The 1,675-nt window shown below is 53.8% G+C and carries 1 protein-coding gene and 1 pseudogene; both read left to right on the forward strand.

Annotation, left to right across the window (positions count from 1 at the left end; genetic code table 11):
- Positions 1 to 134 precede the first annotated feature (134 nt).
- A pseudogene (nudC, locus tag QZ506_RS03980) lies at positions 135 to 347 on the forward strand (NAD(+) diphosphatase); the annotation flags it as partial.
- An 81-nt stretch (positions 348 to 428) separates the two neighbouring features.
- On the forward strand, positions 429 to 1,493 hold the full coding sequence (gene hemE / locus QZ506_RS03985; RefSeq protein ID WP_291969237.1) for a uroporphyrinogen decarboxylase: 1,065 nt from the start codon (positions 429 to 431) through the stop codon (positions 1,491 to 1,493).
- Positions 1,494 to 1,675: the final 182 nt, after the last annotated feature.

Below are 1,675 nucleotides of genomic sequence, written 5' to 3' on the forward strand. Positions count from 1 at the left end.
TGTGTTTGATAATGGGATTGTTAGTATGAAGCATGAGAGTTACCTCGCGTTTTGTTTAAGGATTAGACACCCATATCAAAACCGGTAACTCTCAACCTTTCAAGGTCCAGTGTCAGATCTAGTCGCGACTAATACACATCAGCTCACAGCTTTGGCCGTTCCCACATTCGCTGATGATGGCATTCATGGCGGAGTATGCCGACGGTGACCTACGCCACGATCCCAAAGAGCTCAGAGATGCCGGTTGGTTCCGCTACGATCAACTGCCGATTCTCCCGCCGCCGGGTACGGTCGCGCGACGTTTGATTGAAGACACTGTGGTACTGTGTCGCGATGGGCAGGAATAGTGTCGTTGGCGTGCTACACTTCGCGCCAATCGTTTCGTTATCGCGTTTTTACCCTCTCTCAGGATGACAAAAGGACACCGCATGCTAGACCTGAAAAATGATCGCTATCTGCGCGCGCTACTGCGACAACCCGTTGATGTTACGCCGGTATGGATGATGCGTCAGGCAGGCCGCTATCTGCCAGAGTACAAAGCAACGCGCGCACAGGCGGGTGATTTTATGTCGCTGTGCAAAAATCCAGAGCTGGCTTGTGAAGTTACTCTACAACCGCTTCGGCGCTATGAGCTGGATGCAGCCATCCTGTTTTCCGATATTCTTACCGTGCCGGATGCCATGGTGTTGGGACTCTATTTCGAAACGGGGGAAGGACCGCGCTTTACCCATCCGGTTCGAACCGCTGCGGATGTGGCGCGGTTGTACGTTCCCGATCCTGAACAGGATCTGGGCTACGTGATGGATGCGGTTCGCACCATTCGCCGCGAACTGGCCGGTGCGGTGCCATTGATCGGTTTTTCCGGCAGCCCCTGGACGCTGGCAACCTATATGGTGGAAGGCGGCAGCAGTAAAGCGTTTACGGTTATCAAGAAAATGCTGTTTGCTGAGCCACGGATGCTCCACGTGCTGCTGGATAAGCTGGCTGACAGTGTGATTCTGTATTTGAATGCGCAGATCAAGGCCGGTGCGCAATCTGTGATGATTTTCGACACCTGGGGCGGAGCGTTGAGCGGGCGCGATTACCGTGAGTTTTCACTGCACTACATGCACAAAATTGTGGACGGTTTGCTGCGTGAGCATGAGGGGCGGCGCGTACCGGTGACGCTGTTTACCAAAGGCGGCGGTCAGTGGCTGGAAGCGATGGCCGCGACAGGGTGCGATGCGCTGGGTCTGGATTGGACCACGGATATCGGTGAGGCGCGGATGCGGGTTGGGGACAAGGTGGCGCTGCAAGGCAATATGGACCCGTCAATGCTCTATGTGCCACCTGCGCGTATCGAGCAAGAAGTTGAGACGATTTTGACCGCATTCGGCCAGGGGAATGGCCACGTGTTCAATTTGGGACACGGGATTCATCAGGATGTGCCACCGGAACATGCCGGTGCCTTTGTGGATGCGGTGCACCGGTTGTCGCGTCCGTTCCATCAATAATCGCCATCATCAAGATTGGACGCGCCTTAAGGAGTAGGGTGATGTGTATTAGTCGCGACTAGATCTGACACTGGACCTTGAAAGGTTGAGAGTTACCGGTTTTGATATGGGTGCCTAATCCTTAAACAAAACGCGAGGTAACTCTCATGCTTCATACTAACAATCCCATTATCAAACACAAA

It is taken from the genome of Candidatus Symbiopectobacterium sp. (assembly GCF_020054415.1).
Classification (GTDB): domain Bacteria; phylum Pseudomonadota; class Gammaproteobacteria; order Enterobacterales; family Enterobacteriaceae; genus Symbiopectobacterium.

What these genes read in the sequence shown, in the direction of transcription:
- hemE (WP_291969237.1), top strand. Translation starts at nt 429, where the DNA reads ATGCTAGACCTGAAAAATGATCGCTATCTGCGCGCGCTACTGCGACAA.